Below are 15,790 nucleotides of genomic sequence, written 5' to 3'. Positions count from 1 at the left end.
CAGCATCATCCGTCCATCATCGAGCCGTGGCGCTGGCCGTCCATCATCGAGTCCTGGCGGTCCATCATCGAGCTGTCGCTCTGGCCGTCCATCATCGAGTCCTGGCAGTCCATCATCGAGTCCTGGCCGTCCATCACCGAGTCCTCGCTCTGGCCGTCCATCATCGAGCCGCCGCGCTGGCCGTCCATCATCGAGTCCTGGCCGCCCATCACCGAGCCGTGGCGTTGGCCGTCTATCGAGCGGTGGCGCTGGCCGTCCATCATCGAGCCGTAGGAGCTGTTCGACGCGCCATCACGCACCACCAGTTCCCGGGCCCCGCCACTCTGGCCGAGGAGCATCGACAGGCCAGACCCCACCAGCGCAACGGTGGCCAGCATCGGGATCCACCATGAACGCACAGCCCGCCTCATCGTGCCTCCGCCTGACCACTCGTGCGGCTCGAGGCGAGGTTGACGCGCATCACCTGATAGGTGTCGCTGTCGATCTCCCCAGCCGCGTACCGCCGGTCGAGGACCTGCTCAGGAGTCTCGATGCCCGTTGGCTGGCCACGATCGGCTTCGCGTCCACTGGGCAGTGCTCGCGCAATCAGCCACGCGACCAGGGCGATGAGCGCAACCCAGAAGATAGCCATGGCGATCCAGCCACCGGCCCCCATTCCCCATCCGTATCCCATCACGGCGTACTCCTCTTCTTCGATCTAGCGTCCTGCTGACAAGACCAACTCTGCGTGCAGCTCCTCAACCCGACCGGGCGAGCAGGCTCAAGATTTGGTCAAGCCGCTCAGCTGACGCACGACGTTCGCATCAGCTGGAATCTGCGCGTCGCGCGTTCACGTGGACCGCGTCGGGCCGTCGTCGTCGGCGTGCCCACGTCGGGGCCGGTAACGAACTAGAGGTCCTGCGCTTCTCCCGGGTTGCTTCTGCACTCGAGGTCGCAGTCCATCAGGATGGTCGGGCGCTGTGCGATGGCTCCGCCCCTCTCGCGCCCCGGTGCGAGCACCACCCACCATGGCCTACATCGTGCGCGTCGGAGCCAATCAGCCCGCGAGGAGACGCGTACTCGCCCAGCTCGTTGCCTCCGCGCCGGTTGTCTTGACTCTTGCCCGACGTCACGGCTTCTCCGAGTCGAGTAATTGCGGGTTGGTGGGGTCGACATCGATGTGTAGGTGGTTGCAGCCGTCGTCGATCTGGAGCATGTGGACGGTGTTGGCGGTGGACCCAGCGACCGCCCGGCAGTTCTTCTGCCCGACCTCCGACGCCTCAGGCATGAGGGGGTCGAGGACGGCGATCAGGCGTAGTGCGTTCGGGTCGGCGCCGTTGGTCGGGCGGCCGTTGAGAGTGAAGAAGTCGACGGCATGACCTCCGCCGTGGATCCAGTGCCGCGACGCTGTGCCGGTGCCGGCAATGGTCCGCGTGCAGAACCGGTTGAGCGAGGAGATGCCGACCTGGTCGAAGGTGTTCGCGGCGACCGTGATGACCTGCAATATGCGCAGGTTCACGGCGCATCCTGGCTCTGGTGTGCCGCCCGCCATGCCACGAAGCTGGAGGGTGGCGCCGGTCCCGGCAACCAGTGCACCGGTCTCCAGGCGCTCGACGAGAGCCGCGGCGAGTTGTTGCGCGTTTGCGGAGACGTCAACAGGAACGCACGCGGTCGGCGGGCTCGAGGAGGCGGTGATCTGCGCGGCGGCAACCGGGTCGCGCGAAGAGTTGTTCTGGCTGGAGTTGCGCTGCAACGCGTCGCTTGCCAGCGCTGCAGCGGCGGAAGCACCGTCGGCGGCAGAGTTGGGCGGCGCGGAGTCGGCGGCCCACCAAGTGATGCGCTCGTTCACATTGCGGATGAAGGCGGTAGTGGTAGCAGGGATGGCCGGGTAACTGCCGAGGCGTGATTCGCCGGCGTTGTGGGCGATGACGAGGGCGTCGAGAACAGGGATGGTCGAGGAGGCCCAGTCCGGGTGCTGTTGCCGGATAGTGCGGACGCCGACGAGTCGGGTGCACAGGTACGCGCCGCCGACGCGGGCGTGGATGTCGGGGTCCTCGATGTCGGGTGTCCCGTTGGCGTTGAGATCAGCGGTCCAGGGTTGGCCGTAGCTGGCCTGCCAAACGGAGGCGTTCATCTGGAGGAGTCCCCGGGTGCCGCCGTTGGAGTCGTCAGCGTGCGCGTCGGGACGGAAACCCGACTCTTGCGCCATGACGGCGGCGATCCAGGTCTCAGGCAGTTCCGGGCATGCAGCCCTAGTCTCGGCGACCCATGCCCGCGCCGCTGCGGGTACCGGTGCATCCTCGGCGAGCGACCCGCCGGCCGAGGTCGCGATGCACGCGCTGGCGGTTCCCCCCACGGCGATGGTGGCGAGGACTGCGATGGCGGGGATCGCGAGGAAGCCAAGAGCTCCGAGAGCAATCTTGATCATGTGGGGATCGCCGTACCGGTGGCGGTGGCGGTCTCGACGGCCGCTCGGTCGGCGCGCAGCCGGTCGACATCTCGTCGTCCGGTCCAGGCGGTGAGGTCGATGACGGTCGGCTTGGTCTGCCGAAGCAGGAGGATCCCGGTGCCGAACGGCAAGGTCCGCAGGACCGAGGCAGGCATCACGGGAACGGTGCGCACAGACGTCGAGGACGATCGTTCTCCCGCGCGGCCGCGGGATCGGGTCTCCGTGAGTTCGTCGATCTCGCCGATGAGTCGGGCCACGTCGTCCAGGTCCCGGTACTTGGCCAGGCCGCCCAGGACGATCTTGACCGTGGCGGCGTCCCAGATGGCGTCGGCGGCGTGCTCACCCCACCGGGCGCGGGCCTGGGCCAGGGACTGCAGGACGGCCAGGGTGGTGATGCCGGAGCCGCCGCCCTCGGCCATCAGTGAGGGCAGTGAGGGCAGTGGGGTGAGGTTGGCGATCTCGTCGAGGGCTAGGAGTAGTGGTGGGTCGAGGCGGGCGCCGGGGGAGCGGGCGGCCATGGCACGTGCGGTCTCGGTGATGTCTTCGACGAAGGCTGCGACCAGGGGTGCGCAGGAGCCGGAGGCGACGGCGGAGGCAAGTAGGTAGAGGGTGCCGGAGTCGCGCAGGAACGTGGTGGGGTCGAACACGTGGCCGGGTGCCGGGTCGACGGCGGCCAGGACGTCGGGGTCGGCCAGGGCTGCGAGGGATTGGCGGACGCCGAGCCAGATGGAGTCGCGGGTGCGGGCGTCGGAGTGGATGGAGGCTTCGAGGGCGTCGGCCCATCCGTCGGCGGACTCGCGGTGCCGGTTCAGGATGGTCACAGCGTCTTCGGCCAGCACGGGGTTCAGCGACCACCGGTACAGGTCGACGGCGCGGCGGTTGTCCAGGGCGGCGGCGTGCAGGAGGCAGCGCAGGGCGGTCTCGGTCTGTCCGGCCCAGAAGTCGGAGTCCGAAACCGTCCGGCCGAAGCCGGCGCCGGCGGCCAGGCCGCGGGCGCGGACCAGGGCGGTGCGGGGTGTCTCGCAGCCGCGCACGGGGGACCAGGCCAGTCCGCCGGGGAGGCCAGCGAGGCGTTGCGGGTCGAAGATCGCCACTGGTCCGAGGGCGCGTCGGGCGCGCATAGTCACGGCCAGGGTGTCGGGACGGGTGGAGGTGGCGACGACCGGGCCGGGCGCGTCCAGGATCCAGGGGATGACGACGTGCAGGCCTTTGCCCATGCGGGGTGGGCCGATCAGCAGGGAGGAGTCCTCGACGGTGCACCACAGGTCTTTGCCGCGCAGTCGGCCGAGCCGGTAGCCGACCTGTGCCGGAGCGGCCTTGTGGTCCAGGGATGGGCGAACGACCGGCGCGTGCTTGCGCACGGCTCGTCCACCGGCAATCGAGTGGACGTCGGCCGGGGCGGCCATGCCGGGCAGATTTCGCAGGGTGTCGACATCCGAGCGGCGCCCACGGGCGAGGCGGCGGCGCAGCGCGACGGCGCCGACACCGATCCCCACTACGACCGCGATGACCAGAGCCGTGCAGGCCCAGTAGGTGCCAGGTCCCGGGAGTTGATCCGGGTTCGGCCAGGCGGCGGCGGGGTCATCGGGGTGGGTTGCGGCGCTCAGGGCGGGCAGAAGTCCGCCGTCGAGCCTGGAGTGGCCGGTGAGCCATGCTGCGAGGGCCGCGCCGGCGCGTAGGACGATGCCGGCCGCGAGGATGGCGCCGCCGACGGCTAGCGCCCAGTCCGTCAGGTCGGGGCCTCCGGGCTCGGTGGGTCGGCGGCGGATCGGTGGCCGGTACTGGCTCATCGGGCGACCTGCTGGTGCGTGTGGACGGCCGTGAGCTGTCGTTGAGGTGCGGCCGTGTCGACCGGTCGGGACAGTCCGGTCGCGGTGCGGCGCAAGGCGTCGGCGATGAGGTGGCCGGTGTCGACAAGGTCGGTGACCAGGACGCCGGGGTTGGCGGCGCCGGCGAGAAGCTGGTCGGCGCCGGTGTCGGCCAGGTGTCGGATCTGATCCCCGGCCACGGAGCGCGCCGCGGAGTGCACCTGGGTGTGCCAGCCGTCGTCGACCGCTGCGCGCAGCTCGTTCAGGCCGGGTAGGGCGGGCCCGTGCTGGGCGTGCTTGCGCGCCTCCCACGCGACGGTGACCAGATCGACGTGCTGCCCCAGGTCGGCGAGCTCGACGAGAGTGGCATAGATGGCGCGCCAGGCGGGGTCGTGGATCCTCGCTGGCGTCAACCAGGTGGCAACCACGGCGACGTGGTCGGGGCTCGCGATGAGCGCCCCGATGAGCTCGACGGTGTGGCGTCGTTCGGTGAGCAGGTCACGCGCGGGGTGGGCGGTCAGGTACTTGTCCGCGCCCATCCGAGCTTCGGTGTTCCGTAGGGCGGGTCGCAGCGCGAGGGGGACGACGACAGTGTCGTGGGGCAGTCCGTGGCCGGCGGCCCAGCGGGCGGCGGCGACGTCGAGGCCGGCGTCGACCAGATTGCAGGTCGAGAGGATCGGCTGCGGGACGCCGTCGAGCGCGGATTGCAGGGCTGCAGCGCGCAGGAGCACGCCTTGGCCGGCGATCTCGTGGCGCAGGCCGCTGTCCAGGACGAGCCGGGCGTAACCGATGGCGTCCGGATGCGGCGGTGTGACGTGGAGCAGGTCGGCGAAACGGGGCATGTTCGCCTGCCGTGACCCGACCCGGTCCACCAGAGCGCGAGCGACAGTCTGCGGGGCGATGGGGTCGTGGGCCGCGTGGTGCTCGAGCAGCGTGGTGAAGAGCTGCGCATGCCACAGATCGGCGAAGTCGCCTGCGCGCAACCACTTCTGGACCTCGCCCAGGCGTGCTGGTTCCAGGAGGAGGGCGCCGAGGGTGGCTTGTTCGGCCAGTTGGACGACGTCGTCGCGGCGCATCACAACGCCTCCCAATCCGTGGACGATTCGTCGTCCCGCATCGCGGCGTCCGTGTCGACGACCGGCACCTCGACGGGGTGCAGCAGGTGGTGCACGACGTGGGTGCGGTGGGGCATCTTCCACAGCCCGGTTCCGCGGGGCAGCAGCGGCAGAAGGTCTCGTTCCGGGCGAGTCAGGCCGAGGGCACTGGTGGTGCCGGTGAGCTGGTCGGCCTCTTGCCTGTAGATGATCCGGGTCGAGCAGTCGGCCAGCAGCCCCGCGGCCAGGGCGCGCGCTTCGGAGCCTTGCTGGCCGATGGCGTCCAGGTCGGACAACCGGTGCAGGACCATGAGGTTGGCGACCCCGTAGGCGCGGGACAGCTTCCACTGGGACTGCATGCGCCGCACCAGGGCGACCTGCCGCAGCACCCGCCATGCCTCGTCGTAGATCACCCACCGCTTCGCACTCGAGGCGGCGAGCGCCCCTTCGAGCCAGGCTGACGCGCACGTCATGGCAACCGCCAAGGCGTCCTCGTCTGACCCCAGACCGGACAGGTCGAGGACCACCATCGGCGCGGCGGCGTCGAGGGTGTGAGTCGAGGTGCCGTCGAAGTGGCCGGCTAGGTCGCCGCGGACCAGGCGGCGCAGCCCGTGGGCGACATCGCGCCCGTCCCTTAGCCGATCGGCGACCCGGACCCCGTCGCGTCGAGCAGCCGTCGGATCCGGTGTGGCGAGCCGATCCAAGACGTCGCTGATCGTGGGGGAGTGCTGCGCGAGCTCGGACTGTGCGAGGGCGGCGTCCAGGGCGCCCTGCTCAGCGGCAACGAGGTCGCGATGGATGGACAGCGCCGTCACTGCCGCCAAGAGCCGAGTTCGGGCGGCGTGTGCGTGGGGTCCGTCGCCGGTCACCTCGAGCGGGTTGAGCCGGGTCGCTTCTCCGGCCCCCAGGCGAAGCACGGTGCCGCCGGCGGCGTGGGCGACGGCCGCCCACTCGCCCTTCGGGTCGCCAGGGACGTAGACGCGTCGCCCGGCGGCGATCGATCGCAGCGCGATGGATTTGGCCAGGGCGGACTTGCCCTGCCCGATGACACCTGCGAGCAGCACGTTTGGATTGGTGAGGTCCCCGCCGGCGTACAGCGCCCACGGGTCGAAGCAGAACGGCGCACCCGTGAGAGCGTCCGTCCCGATCGGCACTCCGACGTCGCACGGAGCCCCCGCCAGGAACGGATACGCCCCAGCGAGCGTCGCTGAGGACGCCCGATGCGCCGGCAGGTGAAGCCGCGGACCTCCCGCGTACCGCCCGGCAGTGCGCCGGAAGACCGTGGTCCGCGATGTGGCGTTCACAGAACACCCCGGGCCAACGGCACCGCAGCAGCCAGGTGGGCGAGGCCTTGCTGGCCGACGAGGCGACGGACCTCGCACATGCTCTGCGCGGCAGCGGTCTCCAGCGCCACACACCGCTGCTCGAGGGTAGGCAGGTCGGGCGCGCTGACGGTGAACAGACCGGTGAATCGCAGGTCGCCGTGTCCCGCGACCAGCTCGGCCTCGCGGCGATCCAGATCGGCGACCTCAGCTCGAGTGGCCTCAGCCTCGACCTGGCCGATCCTGGCCCGTTGCGCTGCATCGGCGATGTGCTCGACCTTGGCCCGGCGGATCTCGCGGAGCGCCTTGGTGATGCTCAACGGTTCGGCGATCACCGTGGCCGTCCGCGCCGTGGTCTCGCCGAGCAGCATTGGCTGGAGAAATGCCGGGTGGACGTCGCTGCGCGGCCACTCCGACACCCAGTACGTCGCGTGCACGGACGTGTCGAGTCGCACGTGGTCCCAGTGCTCGTCGATACCCATCGGCCCCACCAGCGCCGCGGCCGTCTCGTCGGCGGGTGCGGCAGCGTCGGGGTCGTACGCCGAGCGCATCGTGCGGGCGAGCGCCGCACGGTCGAGCCAACCCTGGACACTGAGCGCCGCTCCGCTGAGCGACGTCGCGACGGCCTGCAGCTGCTTGGCCACGGTCGCGGTCCCGTCGGCGCTGAGGGCGCGGTGCCCTTGCGGGCTGCGCACGGCGACCGCCAAGAGAGTCTCGCGCACGTGCGGCACGACGAACCCGTCGTCAAGCATCGACGCGAGGGCTGCGGACACACCCGTAGTTCTTGTGCAGTGCTCGCGCCACCACGCCCGGGCGGGGGACAGGCCACCGGGGACGATGCGCATCAGCAGCTGCACGCGCACGATCGACGGCTGCTGGCACAGGCCGCCCAACACGCGACCCCACGCGGCTACCTTGTGCTCCTGCGCGCCGACCTCATCGAGCACGAACCCGGATCCGTGCACACGCAGGACAGCAGTCACGGTGCCCGCGCGGCGATCGGCGATCAGCGCACCGCCCAGCGCATCGCAGCCGACGATCGCGAGTCGCCCGGCGATGCCCGGCAGCACGAGCCCGTCGCCAATCGAGCGAGCTCGCGCCGAGGTGACCGACGTCTGCGATCCCGTCGCGCGTCGAACCCGCCATTGGGCCAGCAATGGCAACCAGGCCACGACCGGGCGACCGGCGACGCTCACCGTTCCCGCCACCAGCAGGGTCACCCACAGCGGTGCCGCGACCAACAGTCCCGAAGCGCCTGCCGAGTACACGCCGGTCACGGCGACGAACGTCGCAACACCCACCACGACCAGCTGCGTGACACTCAAACCCAACAGGACGCCGCGGTGCTCCAGGCGACCGAACCGTGCCGGCGAAACGACGGCCTCGGGCAGGGGCGCGGTGCTCATCGCTGCTCCTTGGCCGATCCGGCCGGCGGAACCGCCCGGGTGGCTGGGCGGGGAGTCGGCAGGTGGGCGACATTCGCCGCCGCCGCTCCACTAGCAGCCCCGCTCCCGGCCGCACCGCGTGCTGCCCCTGCGGCGGCGGCGCCAGGGCCTAGCACACTGGACATCACGGCCTGCTGAGCCGCGTACCGCCCGGTCGTCGCGGTGCCGCGGGCGACCTTGCTGATCGGATTCGCCGCGACCGCGCTGTGCATCGTGGCGGCGGCTTCCATGCCGGACCAGTGCACGAACCGCCAGGTCAGCCACGGCGCCCAGATCGCAATCGCCAGCAGCAACAGCCCGACCAACGCATCGGACAGCCCTGCCAGCCCACCGGCACCCGCCGCAGGCTCCGCGTGTCCGGGGACGGTCGGGCCTGTGCCGGTGAACGCAGAGGCGCCGATGACGAACGCCACGACGATCACGACCTTGCTGAACACCAGCGCCGCGACCAGCTCCAGCCACCGCCGCGTCCAAACCCGGGTCTGATCCCACGCCGACCCGGCGAACGCGATCGGCGCGAACACGACGATCAAGATGAGTGCCGCCTTGCGGAAGAGCAGCACCCCCCACAACAAGATGAACCCCAGCATCAGCGCCAGCCCGAGCAGCAACTGCAATGCCGGGGCGATCTGCGCCAGCGCGGCAAAGTCGAAGAATCGCGCCGCGGCCTCAGCCACCGTCATCCCCGCTGCGGCCGCGATGTACCGGCAGATCTCATCGACGGCCGTCAGCACAAGCTGCGTGACACCCAGCGCGATCGTTGCTCCCAGAACCGCCTTACCGACGCCGACCACCGCCCGGACCAGGCCACCAGGCTCGTGCCGGAGGACCGAGGTCAGCACCTGGATGACAAACAGGCCGACCAGCACGGGCAACGTGATCGCAGCCACGACGGCCACATTTGCGCTGAACCACGACGCTCCCAGGTCGATCGACGTGGTCGCGTCCAACGCGGCCAACGCCATCTCGCCGAGCTGTGCCGCGCCACTGATGAACGACCCACCCAGGCCGCCGAGCACATAGTCGGAGGCCGCGCCTTGTGCGGCGCCGGCCGCGCCGGAGCTGAGGTTGCAGACGAACGCGGCCGGGCCGATGCAGACGTCGGCCATCTCAGATCGCCGCACCCAGACCGGAGAAGAACGCCACGATCGCGTTCGCTCCACCGATCAGTAGCGCACCGCCGGCAGCGATCAGGACGCCGGTCTTGCCACCGGACGCGTAGCCGTAGTTGCCCTGCTGCCGGGCGACCGCCCACACGATCACCGAGACCACCAAGCCAGCGACGCACGCGACGAGGCCCCACGTCATGAGGGCGCCCACGATGCTCTTCACGACCGCCAGACCAGGAAGGCCATCCTCGTTTGGAGAGATCCCAGGATCAGCCGAAGCGAGTCTGCCAACGAGTACCGATTGGAATGTCATGTGTGCCCCCGCGATCCAGCGAGCATGTCCCGGCGACACACCCTTCTAGGAGCAGGTAGGCGGAGATCGCTGCAAGACGCGGAGCGAACCGGGAGATCCGTGATTCCGCCGCTGAGCACTTCCAGGGCTTGTGGTCCCCTCACGCGCCCCCAGTGCATGCGGATGCGATGCGGAACGTCAGCCCCGACACCGCTCAGGAGGTCGTCTCCGAGACCTTCCTGGTGGCCTGGTGGCGCCTGACCGAGGTCTGCTAGACCAACCTGTCCCAGGCGTCATCATCGAGCAGCTCGACGTGGAGGATTGCGAAGAAATCGTCTTGCGCGAGGCAGATGGCCGCCCACTCTGAGCGCTCGACGTTGCACGTGGTCCACTGGCCGCCGGTCACTCGAACCCGAATTCCACCCACGCTCTTGGCCTTTGCGAGTGCGTAGTGAAGTCGCGGCCCCACTCCGTGAGCGGGGGCGACGGAGCCCAGCATGCGCGTCTCTTCGGACGGGTCGATGACGGTGGGTACGAACGTGGCACCGGATGACGTGTTGGTGACGACGACAACCAGCCATCCGGTGGCCTCATCTCGGACCAGGGCCAGGGCGCACCCAGCGGCCTGAGCCGTGATCACCAGACCAGCAGCGTGCGTCGTTCCGGCACCTGCGGCGACCCGGCGCGCGGCCAAGAGATCGATGGCGTCCCAGTCGGGACCGGCGGCGTGGTCAGGGCTGATGGCGTCCATGTCTCAGGGTCGGCTAGATGTGATGGTTATGGCCATCGCCCGGGCTGAGGGAATCACCGCGGCAGGCGCGCACCGAGCGTCGCCATCAAGTTTCAACTGGATCTGCTCGAGCACCTTGCGACCGTTGACCTTCGGGCAGGCTCAGCTCGAGCAGAGTCAACGACGGTCGCTGCGAGGCATGGTCGCCTCGCGGGTGCATGCAGTCGGGGCGGCCAGTCCGTCACAGGGCAGCTCTTACCTAGCAGCGCGGGCCGCCGGTTCGCGGATTGGAGTGGGGACTTCGATGCGTGCCTAGGAGGACCGTGTCGACGACCGCGGTCGCGAAGTGGTCGTCGAGGACGCGGTCGGAGACCCAGCGCCGGTGAAAGAGGGGGCCTGCGAGCAGGTCGACGAGCAGGTCGACCTCGGTGCCGGGCGGTAGCTCGCCGCGCTCGATACCGCGTCCCAGGACGGTGCGGAGGGAGCTGTGGCGTGCTTCGGCCTCGCGATGGTGCAGGGCCCGGTAGGCGGGCTGGCGTTCGGCGGCATCGATGAGCGCCGGCATGAGTGCGGCGGCGGGGCTGGTCGTCAGTGCGGCAGCCAGGCCACGCAGCATCTGCAGCAGGTCCTCTCGCAAGGTGCCGGTATCTGGTGGTTCCTGGGCGGCGAGCAGGCTGGAGAACGCGTCGAGCACGAGCGACGGCTGGTCGGGCCACTGCCGATAGATCGTGGTCTTGGCGACGCCGGACCGTGCGGCGACGGCCTCCACGGTCGCGCCGGCGATGCCGCGCTCGATCAGGAGCTGGACCGTGGCTGTCAGGACGGCCGCCCGCGAGCGGGCGACGCGGGGATCGAGCCGGGGAGCGGCCGCCGCGGCTGTGGTCATGACGCGGTCGCCCACAGGTCGCGGTTGTCGTGGACGTACTGGGTCAGGGTGCGACCCGAGCGGCCGAGCAGTCGCTCGAGTGTGGGGTCGACCCTCTCGGCCTGGCCGCGGCGCAGACCGGTGTGCAGGACGGTCTGCACCACTGCCTGCACCCATGGCCTTCCCTGGGAGTGCACGTGCCGAAGATAGCGAAGGGCGGTTGTCGGCTCGTAGCGGATGCGTCGACCCAGCTCGTCGCTCAGCAGCGCCGCGACCTGCTCGAAGTCCAGTGCCTGCGGGCCGGTCAGCGTGTACCCGGCACCGCGGTGGGTGACAGGGTCCGCGAAGACCAGCGCGGCGACGTCGCCGATGTCGCGCACGTCGATGAACGCGGCCCGGCCCTGCCCAGACGGCAGGATGATTCGGTCGTCGCGCACGATGTCGGTGCGGTACGCGTCGGCGAGGTTCTGCGCGAAGAACCCGGGCCGCAGGATCGTCCAGGACAGGCTCGAGCCCGCCAGGTGCGTCTCGACCCGGTGGTGCGGCACCACCCGGTTGGTGTCCGCGCCCGTGACCGAGGAGAACACGACGTGTCCGACCTGTGCCCGCGCGGCCGCGTCGAGCAGCGCGTTGAGCGTCGGGCCGACCTTCGCGATCGCCGGCGGGCGGACCAGGAACAAGCCATCGGCGCCCTGGAGAGCCGGCGCGAACGTGGTCGGGTCGAGCAGGTCAAGGTGGACGCTCTGCGCGCCCGGCAGCGCTCGTGCAACAGCGGCGGGGTCGGTGCCGGCCGCCCGCACGGGGACCCCGGCATGGATCAAGGCCCGAGCGACTGACCCCCCGATATTGCCGCTCGCCCCGACCACCAGCACCGGCCCCGACATCAGCGAACCTCGCCCACACGCAGATACACCAGCGACAACCCATCGCGCACGACCGCCTGAATGAGCTCGTCATGCGATGGCGCCCGGTCGACGTTGACCCGCACCCCCAGCTGGCGCGCCGCCTTGCCCCGTCCGACGCTGTCGATCAGCGTCGCGTAGACCTCTGCGACCGACTGCGGGTCCTCGACCAGCTCGGCGGTCGCGGACCTGCGCTGCGCCCGCCACGTCACCTCGACCGCAGAGGTGTCACGCAGGTTCAGCCGCCACACCGAGCTGGTCAGCACCAGCAGCCGACCGTCGTCCTGCGGCCGGTAAGCCACCGGGACGTCGAGGACGCGGCCGGACCTGCGGCCCGTGAGGTGCAGCACCAGCAGGTGCTCTCCAACCCGGCGGGCGCGGCGCGGAGAGGACAGGAGCCAACGCATCGTCCGGTTCATCAGGTCGAAGGGAGCGACCGGCGGGATGACGCGCTGCACAGCAAAGGACGAGGTGGTCATCGACTGATCATACGCTACGGCCCCGTAGCGAAACGTCCCCTAGCCGCACGGATACGACTCACATCGCCGCGCAGGATGGCAGACTTGCCACCTTCGTCCGGCCGGCACGCGTCCTGGGTGTCCCGGCTACCGTTACGCCGTGACAAGCGCTGACCCCGCCCACTACGGGCCGTGCCGGCTACGCGTCCAGCTCGGTAGGGGTGGGCCGCTGGCGCCGATCGGTCTCGGCGGCGTTCGGGGCGGGAGCTGGGGTCGGTCTGCCTGGCGGGATGATCGAGCTGGGTGGCGCAGAGTTCCGGTTGCCGCTGTTGATCGGTCTGTTCGGATTCTTGACTCTGCAGGCCGTCATAATGAACAAGGCGATCAGCCTGGCTGTGGTCATCACTGCGCTGCGCGCTGGTAGGGCCCCTGCTTCTCGGGATCGTTCCCACCTGGTCCTGATCCCCGCCCTCGCGGTGCTGCTGCTGCTCTCTGCCGTCAAGCTATGGCGCCACTTAGCGCGACCGCGCCACCACGGTCGAAGACCATGAAGCGGCTCTGCGACGGCGCAGCACCACTCATCCGTCCTTCGACCCGTAGGTCCTGTCGAGGGCACTCGGTCAAAGCGGGACGCTCAACTGCAGCCAATCCAGCCAGCAGTTCGACACCGCCCGGGGTCGCACGCGGGCAGGCAGGGATCCGCTTGGGGGCGTGCTCGAGGGCTTGACCTTCGACTCGAGTCGAAGGTTTACGGTCCCGGTATGAGCTACCGCATCGCTGAGGTCGCCGAGCTGGTCGGGGTGCCGGCTACGACGCTGCGCTACTACGAGGACATAGGCCTGGTCGAGCAGCCCGCCCGAGGGGGCAACGGGTACCGGTCCTACGAAGACGCCGATCTCGCTCGGCTGCGGTTCATCACCGCGACCAAGAACCTCGGCATCCCGCTGACCGACGTCGCCGAGCTGGTGAAGGCCTACGACGTCGAGGACTGCTCGAGCGTCGCGCACCAGGTCGTGGAGATGGTCGCCGTGCGTCTAGCCGAGACCCAGACGCGCATCGGCGAACTCGTGGCGCTCGCCGCCCAGCTGCAGGGCGTCTCGGCGCGGCTTGCTGACGCCCCGACCTCGGGCCCGTGCGGGGAGGGGTGCCCGTGCGCGACTGCGGCGCCGGCACCGCTGGCGGACCGGCGCACGTTCGTCCCGCTGACCCGCGCTCCGCTCGTCGCCGCGCCGGATGTTCCGGTACTCGCGTGCTCGCTGGACGCCGGCTCGGTGCCGGGCCGGATCTCCGACTGGCGGGCCCTGGTCGCCCGGGCGGTGAGGCGCGAGCCGATCACCGGCGGCATGGCTCTGCAGTTCGTGGCCTCGCCCGAGCTCATTGCGGAAGCTGTTCGACTCGCTGCTGCCGAGCAGGACTGCTGCACCTTCTTCACCTTCACCGTGCAGATGACCACCGGGCAGGTCCGCCTCGAGGTCCGAGCACCCGAGGACGCCGCCGACATCGTCGCGGCCATGTTCGGCACCGCCGGCTGAAAACTGCTCGCCCTTCGACCGGCACCTCAAACGGTTCCGGCCGGGATCCCCTCTGCTCGAACACCACCAGGAGAAGCCATGAACACCCCGACCATCCACGACCACCACGCGACGAGCACGAAGGCACCGGCGAAGAAGGGCGTCCTTGCCGGGATCGGCATCGCGGTGGCCTGTGCCGTGGCGTGTTCCCTGCCGCTGATCGCCGCCGGCGGCCTCGCGGCAGGGGTCGGGGCGTTCCTTGCCGGCGGAGAGGCCGTCGCCCTGGGCGTGGTCGCGGTCGCCGCAGTGCTGGTCGGCGCCGCGATGTGGGTGCGCCGACGTCGGGCCGCGGCGGCGACGACCGGTTGCGGCACCGGCTGCGGGTGCGGCGGCGGCTGCTGACCGCCACCACCCGCACCCCACGCGAGCCCACCGAGAGGCCGACCATGAGCATCGTCATCACTCGCGAGGAGCTGGTGCGTGCGATGCGCGAGGGCACCATCACCCTCCTCGAGGCCTTGCCCGCCGCGCACTACGCCGCCGAGCACTTGCCCGGCGCCGTCAACGTCCCTGGCGAGCTCACCGCCCGGGACGCCGGCCGCATCGCCCCCGACCTGCACCGCACCGTGGTCGTCTACTGCTCCGGGCCTGGGTGCAGCCGCTCGACGGTGACCGCCGCGGCGCTGACCCGCGCCGGCTACACAGACGTCCGCGTCTACGTCGGAGGGAAGGCGGACTGGTTCGCCGCGGGCCTGCCGGTGGAGCGCACCGCGGACGCCAGCTGACCCGGCGCGCGAGACTGCTCCCATGACCGTGCTGCGCTCACTGCTCCTGTTCGCTGTGGCAGCCGTCGCCGAGATCGGTGGCGCCTGGCTGATCTGGCAAGGCGTGCGCGAGCACCGCGGCGTGCTCTGGATCGGTGCCGGCGTGGTCGCGCTCGGTGCCTACGGGTTCGTCGCGACTCTGCAGCCGGACGCGAACTTCGGGCGCATCCTGGCCGCATATGGGGGCATCTTCGTGGCCGGTTCGCTGGCCTGGGGAATGGCCGTCGACAAGTTCCAGCCCGACCGCTGGGACGTCATCGGCGCCGCCATCTGCCTGCTCGGCGTCGCCGTCATCATGTACGCACCCCGCACCTGATCCGGCGCGATGCGCCCGCAAGCGCGGGCGGCGGGAGACTGGGATCGTGAATCTCAAAGCATGGAGCAACCCCGAAGTCCGGGCTGACCTCTTCTCGGCGCTGCTCTCTTCGGCGCCGGGACCCCGCTGACGAAGATGCTCCTGGGCAATGTGGACCCGTAGATGCTCGCCGGCTTGCCCTTATGTCGGGTCAAGACTCCGGACGGACCACCGGATGTGTTTCACCGGCACCCGAGCAGGCCGCACACGCGCTGGGTGGAAGCAGTTTGCGTCTGACGCCGCTCTGGACCCAGCGGCAGAGGACACTCGGGGTGTTTGGCCGATCGCCTCGTAGCGGTCCAGCGACGTCAACGTGATCTAGGTCGTCCCGAGCGCTCTTGCTTAAGTTGTGTGGCAGTCGTTCGCGCACCAGTAGCAACCATTGACGTCGTCGTAGTGCCGCCTCGCCTCCACAACCGCCCCGCGACACGACGTCTGGAATCCGAGGTCTAGCCTGCTAGCCACGTCGGGTAGGCACCCCTTTGTCGAGTTGACGTCGTGCACCTCGTGGTCCCCGGTACCGCTTTGGGCGTTCCGATTTACGCAGTAGTACGGCATCGCGATACTCCTCGGTTGCCTTCGACACGACGTTGTGCCTCTTTCGACCGTAGCGCGCTGCGGAGCTGGCAGGCCGCACCGCGACGAAG

At 70.0% G+C, this 15,790-nt stretch carries 18 protein-coding genes; 5 read left to right on the top strand and 13 right to left on the bottom strand.

The features are described from left to right. Positions 1-5 precede the first annotated feature (5 nt). The 13 genes from ACO06A_RS02225 to ACO06A_RS02165 form a co-directional block, all read right to left on the bottom strand. Entirely contained in the window at positions 6-377 is a 372-nt protein-coding gene (locus tag ACO06A_RS02225; RefSeq protein WP_175345746.1) for a hypothetical protein, read from the bottom strand. A gap of 29 nt (positions 378-406) precedes the next feature. Beyond that, positions 407-676 carry an SHOCT domain-containing protein gene (locus tag ACO06A_RS02220; RefSeq protein WP_175345745.1) on the bottom strand — a complete coding sequence of 90 codons (270 nt, stop codon included), beginning with the start codon at positions 674-676 and terminating at the stop codon, positions 407-409. 432 nt (positions 677-1,108) lie between these two features. Continuing rightward, positions 1,109-2,407 (bottom strand): lytic transglycosylase domain-containing protein, encoded by a 1,299-nt coding sequence (locus tag ACO06A_RS02215; protein WP_421734513.1) that lies wholly within the window; start codon positions 2,405-2,407, stop codon positions 1,109-1,111. Further along, complete coding sequence (locus tag ACO06A_RS02210; protein WP_175345743.1) at positions 2,404-4,218, bottom strand: type IV secretory system conjugative DNA transfer family protein; 1,815 nt, start codon at positions 4,216-4,218, stop codon at positions 2,404-2,406. Before ACO06A_RS02210 ends, ACO06A_RS02215 begins: the two co-directional genes overlap by 4 nt. Next, positions 4,215-5,312, bottom strand: a complete 1,098-nt coding sequence (locus ACO06A_RS02205; protein ID WP_421734512.1) for a DnaB-like helicase N-terminal domain-containing protein — start codon at positions 5,310-5,312, stop codon at positions 4,215-4,217. Before ACO06A_RS02205 ends, ACO06A_RS02210 begins: the two co-directional genes overlap by 4 nt. Continuing rightward, positions 5,312-6,484 (bottom strand): ATP-binding protein, encoded by a 1,173-nt coding sequence (locus ACO06A_RS02200; protein WP_343047901.1) that lies wholly within the window; start codon positions 6,482-6,484, stop codon positions 5,312-5,314. Before ACO06A_RS02200 ends, ACO06A_RS02205 begins: the two co-directional genes overlap by 1 nt. Before the next feature lie 146 nt (positions 6,485-6,630). Beyond that, positions 6,631-8,058 (bottom strand): SCO6880 family protein, encoded by a 1,428-nt coding sequence (locus tag ACO06A_RS02195; RefSeq protein ID WP_175345741.1) that lies wholly within the window; start codon positions 8,056-8,058, stop codon positions 6,631-6,633. Further along, positions 8,055-9,206, bottom strand: coding sequence for a type IV secretion system protein (locus ACO06A_RS02190; protein WP_175345740.1), 1,152 nt, complete (start codon positions 9,204-9,206; stop codon positions 8,055-8,057). Before ACO06A_RS02190 ends, ACO06A_RS02195 begins: the two co-directional genes overlap by 4 nt. A gap of 1 nt (position 9,207) precedes the next feature. Continuing rightward, complete coding sequence (locus ACO06A_RS02185; RefSeq protein ID WP_175345739.1) at positions 9,208-9,519, bottom strand: DUF6112 family protein; 312 nt, start codon at positions 9,517-9,519, stop codon at positions 9,208-9,210. 250 nt (positions 9,520-9,769) lie between these two features. Then, a complete protein-coding gene (locus ACO06A_RS02180; RefSeq protein ID WP_175345738.1) occupies positions 9,770-10,249 on the bottom strand; it encodes a hypothetical protein in 480 nt (159 codons plus the stop codon). Between the two features lie 238 nt (positions 10,250-10,487). Further along, positions 10,488-11,129: a TetR/AcrR family transcriptional regulator gene (locus ACO06A_RS02175; protein WP_421734511.1), complete on the bottom strand. Its 642-nt coding sequence runs from the start codon at positions 11,127-11,129 to the stop codon at positions 10,488-10,490. Then, positions 11,111-11,977, bottom strand: coding sequence for an NmrA family NAD(P)-binding protein (locus tag ACO06A_RS02170; RefSeq protein WP_421734510.1), 867 nt, complete (start codon positions 11,975-11,977; stop codon positions 11,111-11,113). The genes ACO06A_RS02175 and ACO06A_RS02170 overlap by 19 nt, the downstream gene beginning before the upstream one ends. Beyond that, positions 11,977-12,474 (bottom strand): nitroreductase/quinone reductase family protein, encoded by a 498-nt coding sequence (locus tag ACO06A_RS02165; RefSeq protein WP_175345736.1) that lies wholly within the window; start codon positions 12,472-12,474, stop codon positions 11,977-11,979. The genes ACO06A_RS02170 and ACO06A_RS02165 overlap by 1 nt, the downstream gene beginning before the upstream one ends. A 269-nt stretch (positions 12,475-12,743) precedes the next feature. On the opposite strand from ACO06A_RS02165, the gene ACO06A_RS02160 reads away from it, so the two are divergent. The 5 genes from ACO06A_RS02160 to ACO06A_RS02140 all read left to right on the top strand — a co-directional run bounded on the left by ACO06A_RS02160 (position 12,744) and on the right by ACO06A_RS02140 (position 15,104). Beyond that, positions 12,744-13,004: a hypothetical protein gene (locus ACO06A_RS02160; RefSeq protein WP_210767508.1), complete on the top strand. Its 261-nt coding sequence runs from the start codon at positions 12,744-12,746 to the stop codon at positions 13,002-13,004. A gap of 210 nt (positions 13,005-13,214) precedes the next feature. Further along, the gene (locus ACO06A_RS02155) at positions 13,215-13,985 is read left to right on the top strand and encodes a MerR family transcriptional regulator (protein ID WP_175345735.1); all 771 of its coding nucleotides are present in this window, start codon (positions 13,215-13,217) and stop codon (positions 13,983-13,985) included. Between the two features lie 78 nt (positions 13,986-14,063). Then, positions 14,064-14,366, top strand: coding sequence for a hypothetical protein (locus tag ACO06A_RS02150; RefSeq protein ID WP_175345734.1), 303 nt, complete (start codon positions 14,064-14,066; stop codon positions 14,364-14,366). Positions 14,367-14,410: 44 nt separating this feature from the next. Continuing rightward, positions 14,411-14,749, top strand: a complete 339-nt coding sequence (locus tag ACO06A_RS02145) for a rhodanese-like domain-containing protein (RefSeq protein ID WP_175345733.1) — start codon at positions 14,411-14,413, stop codon at positions 14,747-14,749. Positions 14,750-14,771: 22 nt separating this feature from the next. Beyond that, positions 14,772-15,104 (top strand): YnfA family protein, encoded by a 333-nt coding sequence (locus tag ACO06A_RS02140; RefSeq protein WP_175345732.1) that lies wholly within the window; start codon positions 14,772-14,774, stop codon positions 15,102-15,104. Positions 15,105-15,790 lie beyond the last annotated feature (686 nt).

It is taken from the genome of Cellulomonas sp. (genome assembly GCF_965229465.1).
Taxonomy (GTDB): domain Bacteria; phylum Actinomycetota; class Actinomycetes; order Actinomycetales; family Cellulomonadaceae; genus Cellulomonas.
This window is presented reverse-complemented; position numbering and strand designations above follow the sequence as displayed.

Coding starts and splice junctions, on each gene's coding strand:
- ACO06A_RS02225 (WP_175345746.1), bottom strand. CDS start 377: ATGCTGGCCACCGTTGCGCTGGTGGGGTCTGGCCTGTCGATGCTCCTC.
- ACO06A_RS02215 (WP_421734513.1), bottom strand. CDS start 2,407: ATGATCAAGATTGCTCTCGGAGCTCTTGGCTTCCTCGCGATCCCCGCC.
- ACO06A_RS02210 (WP_175345743.1), bottom strand. CDS start 4,218: ATGAGCCAGTACCGGCCACCGATCCGCCGCCGACCCACCGAGCCCGGA.
- ACO06A_RS02205 (WP_421734512.1), bottom strand. CDS start 5,312: ATGCGCCGCGACGACGTCGTCCAACTGGCCGAACAAGCCACCCTCGGC.
- ACO06A_RS02195 (WP_175345741.1), bottom strand. CDS start 8,058: ATGAGCACCGCGCCCCTGCCCGAGGCCGTCGTTTCGCCGGCACGGTTC.
- ACO06A_RS02190 (WP_175345740.1), bottom strand. CDS start 9,206: ATGGCCGACGTCTGCATCGGCCCGGCCGCGTTCGTCTGCAACCTCAGC.
- ACO06A_RS02185 (WP_175345739.1), bottom strand. CDS start 9,519: ATGACATTCCAATCGGTACTCGTTGGCAGACTCGCTTCGGCTGATCCT.
- ACO06A_RS02180 (WP_175345738.1), bottom strand. CDS start 10,249: ATGGACGCCATCAGCCCTGACCACGCCGCCGGTCCCGACTGGGACGCC.
- ACO06A_RS02170 (WP_421734510.1), bottom strand. CDS start 11,977: ATGTCGGGGCCGGTGCTGGTGGTCGGGGCGAGCGGCAATATCGGGGGG.
- ACO06A_RS02165 (WP_175345736.1), bottom strand. CDS start 12,474: ATGACCACCTCGTCCTTTGCTGTGCAGCGCGTCATCCCGCCGGTCGCT.
- ACO06A_RS02160 (WP_210767508.1), top strand. CDS start 12,744: ATGATCGAGCTGGGTGGCGCAGAGTTCCGGTTGCCGCTGTTGATCGGT.
- ACO06A_RS02155 (WP_175345735.1), top strand. CDS start 13,215: ATGAGCTACCGCATCGCTGAGGTCGCCGAGCTGGTCGGGGTGCCGGCT.
- ACO06A_RS02150 (WP_175345734.1), top strand. CDS start 14,064: ATGAACACCCCGACCATCCACGACCACCACGCGACGAGCACGAAGGCA.
- ACO06A_RS02145 (WP_175345733.1), top strand. CDS start 14,411: ATGAGCATCGTCATCACTCGCGAGGAGCTGGTGCGTGCGATGCGCGAG.
- ACO06A_RS02140 (WP_175345732.1), top strand. CDS start 14,772: ATGACCGTGCTGCGCTCACTGCTCCTGTTCGCTGTGGCAGCCGTCGCC.